The sequence below is a fragment of the Paracoccus sp. SSK6 genome, from assembly GCF_039770665.1.
GTDB lineage: Bacteria > Pseudomonadota > Alphaproteobacteria > Rhodobacterales > Rhodobacteraceae > Paracoccus.
Window position 1 is genome coordinate 1 of record NZ_JBDPNJ010000052.1, and the last position, 8,596, is coordinate 8,596.

The 8,596-nt window shown below is 55.4% G+C and carries 9 protein-coding genes; 4 read left to right on the forward strand and 5 right to left on the reverse strand.

Annotated features, from left to right (window positions below; all coding sequences use genetic code 11):
* The 4 genes from AAIL68_RS16795 to AAIL68_RS16810 form a co-directional block, all read right to left on the reverse strand.
* On the reverse strand, positions 1-616 hold a 616-nt coding region (locus AAIL68_RS16795), incomplete at its 3' end, for a replication initiation protein (protein WP_347140902.1).
* A 596-nt stretch (positions 617-1,212) separates the two neighbouring features.
* Entirely contained in the window at positions 1,213-2,052 is an 840-nt protein-coding gene (locus AAIL68_RS16800; RefSeq protein WP_347140903.1) for a thermonuclease family protein, read from the reverse strand.
* Between the two features lie 509 nt (positions 2,053-2,561).
* Entirely contained in the window at positions 2,562-3,125 is a 564-nt protein-coding gene (locus tag AAIL68_RS16805; protein ID WP_347140904.1) for a hypothetical protein, read from the reverse strand.
* Complete coding sequence (locus tag AAIL68_RS16810) at positions 3,122-3,388, reverse strand: hypothetical protein (protein ID WP_347140906.1); 267 nt, start codon at positions 3,386-3,388, stop codon at positions 3,122-3,124. Before AAIL68_RS16810 ends, AAIL68_RS16805 begins: the two co-directional genes overlap by 4 nt.
* A gap of 156 nt (positions 3,389-3,544) precedes the next feature.
* Here AAIL68_RS16810 and mobQ point away from each other — a divergent pair, with 156 nt between their 5' ends.
* From mobQ to AAIL68_RS16830, 4 genes are all read left to right on the forward strand, one after another.
* On the forward strand, positions 3,545-4,828 hold the full coding sequence (gene mobQ / locus AAIL68_RS16815) for a MobQ family relaxase (RefSeq protein ID WP_347140908.1): 1,284 nt from the start codon (positions 3,545-3,547) through the stop codon (positions 4,826-4,828).
* Between the two features lie 68 nt (positions 4,829-4,896).
* Positions 4,897-6,981 (forward strand): AAA family ATPase, encoded by a 2,085-nt coding sequence (locus AAIL68_RS16820; RefSeq protein WP_347140909.1) that lies wholly within the window; start codon positions 4,897-4,899, stop codon positions 6,979-6,981.
* A 305-nt stretch (positions 6,982-7,286) separates the two neighbouring features.
* Positions 7,287-7,595: a BrnT family toxin gene (locus tag AAIL68_RS16825; protein ID WP_347140910.1), complete on the forward strand. Its 309-nt coding sequence runs from the start codon at positions 7,287-7,289 to the stop codon at positions 7,593-7,595.
* Positions 7,576-7,902, forward strand: coding sequence for a BrnA antitoxin family protein (locus AAIL68_RS16830; protein WP_347140911.1), 327 nt, complete (start codon positions 7,576-7,578; stop codon positions 7,900-7,902). The genes AAIL68_RS16825 and AAIL68_RS16830 overlap by 20 nt, the downstream gene beginning before the upstream one ends.
* A gap of 494 nt (positions 7,903-8,396) precedes the next feature.
* Here the strand turns inward: AAIL68_RS16830 and AAIL68_RS16835 are convergent.
* Positions 8,397-8,596, reverse strand: a 200-nt coding sequence (locus AAIL68_RS16835; RefSeq protein WP_347140912.1) for a hypothetical protein, incomplete at its 5' end; no start/stop codon positions are given.

Below are 8,596 nucleotides of genomic sequence, written 5' to 3' on the forward strand. Positions count from 1 at the left end.
GTGCGTTGACCTCGACCACAGCCGGCTCAATGGCCTTAGTCTTGAGGTTTTTGTAGGGAACCAGCTTCCCGGTCTCGACGCCAAGCAAGTCCCTGATGCCTTCAATGGTGAAGTTCTCCCGGAACACGTGGCGCAGCCGTGCGCGCCTAGCTACGGCCTCGTACAAAGCAAAGGCATACTTCGATGAGAACGATCGCATCACTGCATGATCCAGCTTAGCGAAGATGCTGCTGTCTCTTACTAGCACGGCCAGTTGCGGCCAGAAGCTATAGGTCAGTGTCCCGGCGTTAGTTGTAGTTCGGATCGTGTTGGCCCCGAGAAGCTGGAACCGCATCTCTGCCCCATCTAATGCCCTTGCCACTACTATTGTCTGCATCAGGCGCTCGATGCTTTCGGCCAGCCGGGACATGGGCTCGTCGGCATGCTTGAGGGACGCTGTTGGGACAGTAAACTCACGTCCTGGCACTGCCATGTCTGGCCCCCAGGCAGCTTCAATCAGGCTGTTGAACACCCGCCTGTCGTGAAGTGTCAGCGGTCCCACGCCCCGAAGTTCGATCAACTCGGCGGGCTTGAGCATCTCCCCGTCATTTGGCCGGATCGTCAGACTTGTTCCCATCACTGTCCCTTATTGGCTACCTAATGAAGGTATCGGGTAGCTAAACACTTTGGAATAGGGGACATCGCTGCGCCGAATTGTCCGGCTCACCCGTACAAAAGGTAGCCGTCAGCCATACAAGAAGTAGCCGATACCCCTACAGAAAGTAGCCGTCAGCCATACAAGAAGTAGCCGATACCCATATATAGTTGTTTTATTTCAATCACTTAATATCTCTAGAAGTAAGAAGATAAGAAGAAAAAGAAGAAGGGGCGTTGATCTCTACATCGAAGCCGCAGGGCATCAGCTCGTGTCGGATTCGTCTAGCCGTGCACGTCGAGCCGTTTGCCCGCTATCACAGCACAGACTACATCAAGGCTGAGGAGCACATCGTGGCAGGATGGCGGCATTACAGGATGCCAGCCGCCATCTTGATCAACGGCCAAAGGATATACCGCACCACCCCGGCCCAGCAGGCTGCAAGGAAAAGGGCAGTGAATAGAGGGCGCATCTAGGAGGAGTTTTGGGAGTAAGTTGATGAGTTTATTGGATCGCGATCACCGCCAGCTTGCGGCTGCCAAGTTAAAATACCTCTAACGCCCGATGATTTTGATCCCCTAGCAGATGCTCTCGCAGGGAATACCATCGTTGTCGCGATCAAGGCGGCCGCCCCAGGAGCAGTTTTCCAGATACCAGAGCGCTTCCTGGCAGCTCCCGATCGCCGAACAGGTCCGTCGAGGACTGCAGGAATAGGATCGCTGAGCGAGGTTGCGTAGGATCTCTGGAGTTTCGGTGGAGGCTTCCGAGCTGCGTGAGCCTTTCCGCCAATCCCAAGGCATATCGAATTTCGTTCGCCACATGCCTTTTCGCGCTTTGCGTGCCTGGGCTTCATCCGCAACGTACTCGGAGGAATACTCACGATAGGCGACCGCCAGGCCTTCACCGACCATCCACCTGTTGAGGTCTTCGCGGTTGCTGAAGCATCTTGCAACAACGCGCCCATAGCGGTCCATGTCGAGTTGCTCACAAAGAACCGGGGTCCGACCGATCTTGTCGGCAAGAGCCAAAGCCGCCGCCTGCCCGCACCGCCAAGCCGACCCGTCGCGTTCAATGCAGTTCTGCCCGCTTTCGGCCGCGTCGATGCCATGTAGGCGAATGCGTGACCCGTGAACCTCAAGGGTATCGCCATCAATGACGGATGCCACGCCTTGGATAACATTGCCTTCAGCTTCAACGGCAGCAGTCGGCATGTGAGTGGCCAGCAGCAAAGCAACGGCAACAGCAAAGGACTTCATAAAACTTCTCAGGGCTATAATGTTTTCAGAGGCATAACCGAAATTCTCGGGCGAAAACACTTCTTGGCCAATCGTGCTTAAGAATAGCACTTGCGCAATACTGCTGGGCTTCGGCCAGGAGAGAGGGATTTTCCAGCCGAGCGGTCCGAACTCGTAAAACACAACACAAAGGCCGCTCGGCTGACGGGTGGGTTATGTCTGACGCTAACGTCAAGGGCAACTTGTCCAAATGGACAACCAAAAGTTGATTACGGTTTGCCTTCGCCTTGAGAGAGAAGATCTTTCCTCCCGTGGTTGTCTCACTTTTACGTGTTTCAACCATAATAAAATCAATGACTTATCTGGAACCTTATCGGCGGAAAGAGGTTGTTCGGGCTGTTAAAGGGTGCCCTGGTTCATAGTCTTTGGTCCCGAGTGACAGTTTCTCCAGTATGCCCCGCTAGCAGCGGGGCAGTCTGAGACACAGGACGCATTGCCCCCTCAGTCCTTGGCTTGTCCTGGCGGCTCGTCGATCCAGCGAAGGCCCGGTTTTTGTGTGTCGGGAAGTCCGGAAACCCCGCAGCGGCAGCCCATTCCACGTTTCGCCCTGGCGGAGGCTGATGGACCTAAGTCCCGAAGGTGGATCAGCCTCCATCACCATAGCTGACAACGGGGTAGGTGGAAATGTCAGCTTACTCGCTGGCCTGCTCCGGCAGCTTGTCGATCCAGATCCCGCAGAACCTGTAGCCGTCCGCATTGGTCACGATCGTTCCACCGGCCCGATCGCAAAAGATGCCGGGGTATTTTCCGAACTCGCGGGCATTACCGCTTTCCACGATCCAGAAGGCCGCCAGGAGGGCCAGGAGCGCCCCTGTGAGGACGGCAGAGGCCAACCAGACCCAGAACCCGCCAAACCACCTCCAGGCCTCTCTCCGGGCCTCTCCGGCGGCCTTGCGGAGGTCTCCTGCGGCTTTGATGCTTTCGAGCTGCGCCTCGCGGATGGCCTCCTTGGCACCTTCCGTGGCCGCATAGACGGTGTGCTGGCGCAGATCGAGGGCGGCGGTGGCCAGGCTTTGCTCGATCCGCTGCTGGAGGGCTGGGCCGACCTGGGCCATGCGGTCGAGGCCCTGGGCCACCACGTCATTGAGCCTTTTTGCTTCCTTGCGATCCAGGCTGGTCCGCTGGAGGCGTTCAACATCGTTGCGGACCAGGGTGATCTCATCAACCAGGGCCTGGAAGGGATCCTTGACGCTCACGGCTCGCCAGCCCCGGCGCCATGCGCCTTGGCATCAAGCTCAGCCAGCAGTCCCACCAGCTCCTTTTGATCGACCTCGCGGGTGACGGTCTTGCGCAAGGTTGCAGCCATCCAGCGGGCGATCTTCGGATCCTTCAAGGCTTCAGTCGTCAGCACAGAACCGACGATGATCTTGCGGCGTGTCTCCGAGGCCTTGGCTCTGGTTTTAAGCCGGTTCAGCCGGGCCTGCGCCTCGGCAATCTGCTGATCAATGGTTCGTGCCATTCTGCAATCCTTTGTTCTCCTAATGGTTGCAAGACTGGCCCCAGAGTGGTTACGGTGCAAGACACGAAGTGCCCACTTATACAAACGCTGCGCGTTTGTGTGGGCAAAGGGGATGCTGCACTCCCCTTTGAACCCCTGGCTTGAGCGCGACACAAAATGGCGATCTACCACCTTCGAGCCACGATGATTTCCCGTTCGGCCGGGCGCAGTGCCACCGGCGCTGCCGCCTACCGGTCCGGCGAGCGCATCCACGATGAGCGCACGGGGCTTTCCTTCGACTACCGGGCGCGCGGCGGTGTCGAGCATGTGGAGATCCTGGCCCCCGAGCGATCGCCCGAGTGGGTGCAGGATCGTGCCGCGCTGTGGAACGCGGTGGAGGCGGCCGAGACGCGCAAGAACAGCCAGGTGGCCCGCGAGATCCGCGTGGCGCTGCCGGCCGAGCTGGATCGCAATCAGCGCATCGAGCTGGTCCGCGACTTCTGCCAGCGGTCCTTTGTGGGCCGCGGCATGGTCGCGGACATCGCCCTGCACGCGCCAGGACGGATCGGCGACGAGCGCAACCACCATGCGCATATTCTGCTGACCACCCGCGAGATTAGCCAAGAAGGCTTTACCACCAAGAACCGCGACTGGAACGCCAAGGAGTTGCTGGAAGACTGGCGAGAGGCGTGGGCGCGCGACAGCAACCATGCCCTGGAGCGCTGCGGCCATGAGGCCCGGATCGACCACCGGACGCTGGAAGCGCAGCGGGAGGAGGCCTTGGAGCGCTCTGTGCAGGCGCGGGAGCGCGGCGACGAGGTGGAGGCCCTGCGTGAGACGGTGCGGGCTGTGGAACTAGACCGCGCGCCCCTGCCGCAGCTGTCCCCCGGCGCCTGGCAGCTGAAGGAGCGCGGCATCGAGGTCTCGGCGGTTCAGCTGTGGCGTGAGGTCAAGGCGCAGGCCCTTGAGGTGGCGCGGGTGGCGGAGCGGCTATCCGGCCAGGTGCGGGAATGGCTGGGGCGGACGATGGAGCGCTTGACGCCCGGGCATGAGCTTGCCCATGCTAGCCCCGATCGCGGCGCAGTTCGCGACGAGGGACAGGATCTGGCGTCTGCCCGTCACGGCAGGCGTCAGACACCTGATCACAGCCGGGAGGCTGGTTCCGACCTCGCAGCGCAGCTGCGGGCAGCTTGGGAAGCGCGTCAGGATCGACCTTTACCAGACCATAGCCCGACGCGGGAGCCGGAAAGCGCCAGGAGCCTGGCGGATCGTTTGCGCGAGGCGGCGCGGAGCATCGACTTGGCTGCGGCAGCCGAGCGCGTCTCCAGCTTGCAACAGGAGCGCTTGGCCAAGGAACAGCAGCGGGCGCAGGAGGCCGAGCGTGTCAGGGAGCAAGAAAGGGTCCGCGAAAGGGAGCGGCGAGGGCACGAGCGTGACCTGAGTGATGACTATGGACTGTAAGTTGTTTCAGATCTTAATCTAAAAATTGGAAACGCTAGTGGCTTTATTTATCGTGGAGAACAGTATCAATGCGAATTAAATCATTAGTAGTTGATAATTTAAGAGCTGTGCGACGAGCGGAAATGCACGACTTGTCAGATGCAATTGTTATTGCTGGTCCAAACGGGTGCGGGAAGTCAAGCATCTTCGATGCTATTCGGCTTATTAAATCAGCATATGGGCAATACCAACAAAACGAGTTTGCGTCTTGGTTCAATGAATTTCAAATTGATATCCAAAAGCTACAGTCCGATGCTTCTAGAATTATGAATGATCCGACTCAGCCATTGCTTATTAGGGTTGAATTTGAACTGGCAGATAGAGAAAGAGAGTATCTGGCAAATAATGGTAGAAAAATCTACCAGGGTCTAAAGTGGACATCGATTATGCGGCAGCACGCAGCAGAGGGAAATGAAGTAGTAATTCACCCCTCAATGGCGCAAGACCAAGGGAAAATTGTAGATGAACAGGCAAGGATACTGGATGAAAAGCTACAAGTGGCCTTGAAGCAGCCGTCCTATGTCGCACAACTTACAATGAATCCTGGTGAATCTCCACGAGTAGAAAAATCAGCAGTGCTGGAGCTTATATTCCAGTTATACAAGCCGGAACACATAGGAATTATTGATTATCATTCAGCAACAAGGTCGTATGGTCGAGAGCGTATCGCTCATGTTAGTTTGCAGGTTCAGGATACATCAAATAGAGATGCTCAACATGCCTTGTATAATACTTCTAACAAGTATCAAGGCATTAAGTCTGAAATGGGGTCTTCCTTTGTTAGAGAGCTATTGGCAGAGCGTGCGGGCGTAAAGATTGATAAAGAGAGTAATTTGCAGGCTACTTTAGACGAGCTTTTTAAAACTTTTTTCCCTGGAAAAGACTTTATGGGAGCTATTCCTACTGCAGACGGTGGCCTTACTTTTCCAGTTCAACTTGAAGGAGGAAGTCGGCATGACATTGATGAATTAAGTTCTGGTGAAAAGGAAGTTCTTCTCGGCTACTTGCGGTTAAGAAACAGTGCTCCTCTGAATTCGATTATTCTTCTGGATGAGCCTGAGCTTCATCTAAATCCTAGACTGGCTAGGGGTTTGCCTAGATTTTATGAAAAACATCTTAGTCGTGCGTTTGGCAACCAGATCTGGCTTGTTACTCATTCTGATGCGATACTAAGGCAAGCAGTCCAGGAACCATCCTACTCAGTATTCCATATGCAGCCGGCTTCACAAACGGCCGCAAGAGAAAACCAATTAGCTCGGATTAATGCGACTGCCGATGCTGAAAGAGTTATCATAGAGCTGGTGGGGGACTTGGCTTCATATAGCCCTCGATCAAAGGTAGTTCTGCTGGAAGGAGAAAATTCAGAAACAGACTTAAAAATTATTTCTCAATTATTTCCCACATTTAGCGAAAGAGTAAATTTAGTTTCATTAGGCTCAAAGCGTAAGGTAAAGGTGGTCCATGAGCTTTTGGAGAAGGCTGCTGACAACGGTAGAATCGAGGCAAGATTCTTTGCGATAGTAGATAGAGATTTTTCTGGAGAGGATATCGTACCTGATGGGCGTCAATATGCCTGGGGGGTATATCATATAGAAAACTACCTAATGTCTTTTCCGGTAGTAAAAAAGGTGATGGATGACCTGGGCCTGAGCTCTCCAGGTCTTACCGAAGAGACAATTGGCGAAATGTTGAAGGATTGTGCAAGGCAAACCATAAAAGAAATGGTTCGCATAAAGATGGAGCAGTTTGTAAACGAAAAGCTAGTGAAATCTATCAGTCTTAAATTTTCTCCTGACCGTGAAAATGTTGACGGTATGTCGGAGGCTATTGAGAGATCAGCAAGCAGATTTTCAGTTGCGGTCGAAAAAGATCTTAGCTCTGAAAAAATTAGAGAGTTTGACGAGACTGTTTCTGCGCAGCTAAAAAAATCTTTAGAAGATGGCTCGTGGGTAAATGACTTCAGAGGGCGAAACGTCATAAAGAATTTTGTTGGTCGGCATGGAAAGGGAATAAGCTACGAAATGTTTCAAAGCCTATTGGTAGCAAAAATGCGGGAAATTGAATACATACCTGTTGGTATGCAAGAGGTTGTTAGCAGTATTTTGGAAAGCTGACTTTCACAATGAAATTGTGCAAGGTGCTACTTTCATATCTAATGCCTCTATTTTCTTGGAGAAGGGAGCAGGGTGGTTGACCAGCGATCGCTTTCGCACCCCAACTACCCGCATCCTCGCCCTCAAGCTTGGACTGTCCTCCCCACGCCCCTTTTTCAACCCCTGGCTGCGCCCTGTCCCGTAACTGGTTTTATGACACCGGATGCGGGAGGATGGGGGAACAGCCAGGGGTTGTGGGAGTCAGGGGGGCGCAGATGGTCAGATAGCGCCTTGAGCCTTGGCAAAATTGCAACTACATTTATGTCATGACAATGCGCTTCGCCTGGGACGAGACCAAAAACCGCTCCAATCAGCGGAAGCATGATGGGATTGCCTTTGAGATGGCCGTGCAGGTGTTCCGCGACCCTTTCCGGCTCACCCGGCAGGACCGGATCGAGGAGGGCGAAGAACGCTGGCAGACCCTTGGCGTGGTGCATGGCGTCACCGTGCTTCTGGTTGCCCACACTATCACCGAGGATGACGCCGAGGGCGACGCTGTCGAGGTCATCCGCATCATCTCGGCCCGGCGCGCCACGCCGAGGGAAAGGAAGCGCTATGAGCAGGAAACCCGTTAGCCACACCTTCGACACGCTGCCACCCCTAACCGAAAAGCAGCGCCAGCACCTGGAGGCCCTGGCCGCCAAGCCGGACGACACCATCGACCTCAGCGACATGCCCGAGCTGACGGACGCGCAACTGGCCGAGATGCGGCCCGCCGCACATTACCGCCCGGTCAAGAAACAGATCACCGCCCGCGTGGACGCGGACGTACTGGCCTGGCTGAAGTCGCAGGGCAAGGGCTACCAGAGCCGGATCAACGCCATCCTGCGGCGCGAGATGCTGGAACAGCGCCAAGCCCAGGCCAAGGCCTTGCATCGCTGACTGCTAAGTCACTCCCCTCGCAGGCCAGCGCGTTAACCAGGATCCTGCCAAGGCGTCAGAATGGCCACCAGCGACGGCGGGTTGGGGTAGGCTCGGGCGCAGGTGGCAGGGTTTGGGATGTAAGAGCCAGCACCCTGTCCTCTGCTCTATCCAAGCGTTTCCGCAGATCGGCTATCGTGTCCCGCTCACGCTCTAGCTGATGCTCCAGCATCTCGACCTTGACGGCCAGCACAGCTTCCTTCTCGCTTGTCCCTTCCTTGCCCTGTCCCGAATTGTCCCGATGAACAGGCTCACTTATGTCCCATGGGAAAACGCGGGCCAACTCCGATGGGTCTATGTCCCAAGCTCCATCCTCAAGTCTATTGCCTGATAATTTACCGCTTTTCAGGGCCCTATGAATGGTAGACCGGCTTGCGCCACATAGATCCGCAGCTTGCCTAAGCGTCAGTCCCATCTCTGTCCCTCTATGTCCCTAAGGACCGTTTTATAGCGTCTCAATGGGACATCTGTTCGTCAAGGATAACATGAGCCTCTGCTGCTTTGTTGAGGCGTTCCTTCCGGCCTACACGGGGCCGCTGTATCTCCGCATAGGCGTCTCGCATGCCTGTCTCATCCTTCACACCCCATCCCATGATGAAGCCCACAACCTTCCGGCCCTCCATGCGTGGCTCTAGTGCGACCTGGTAAGGGGTAA